The sequence below is a fragment of the Ruoffia sp. FAM 26254 genome (assembly GCF_045528545.1).
Lineage (GTDB): Bacteria > Bacillota > Bacilli > Lactobacillales > Aerococcaceae > Ruoffia > Ruoffia halotolerans.
Window position 1 is genome coordinate 1 of the sequence record NZ_JBGQQY010000126.1, and the last position, 287, is coordinate 287.

Genomic DNA, 287 nt, shown 5'->3' on the forward strand with positions numbered 1-287 from the left:
GTGTTAAAGCTGTTAAGCTACTTGTATAAAGTAATAATCCAGGAATAAAAGTAATTCCCATACCTGTTGCTGCTAAGTCGAAGAGGTAAATTGAAAATCCTCCAACCGCACCTGCAACAATCCCTGAACCAAATATACGCAGTGATCTCATGTTAACACCGAATAATAGGGGTTCTGTAATTCCAAATAAAGTAGGCACCGCTGAACTGATCATGTTTGTACGTTTCACTTGGTCCTTCATCAAAAAGGCTGCTCCAATTGCAGCACCAAATTGTCCTGCCATACTC

1 pseudogene is annotated in these 287 nt (G+C 40.4%); it reads right to left on the reverse strand.

Going from position 1 to position 287, the window contains the following annotated elements:
• Positions 1-287 (reverse strand): annotated as a pseudogene (locus ACEN3Z_RS11955) (PTS sugar transporter subunit IIA); the annotation flags it as partial.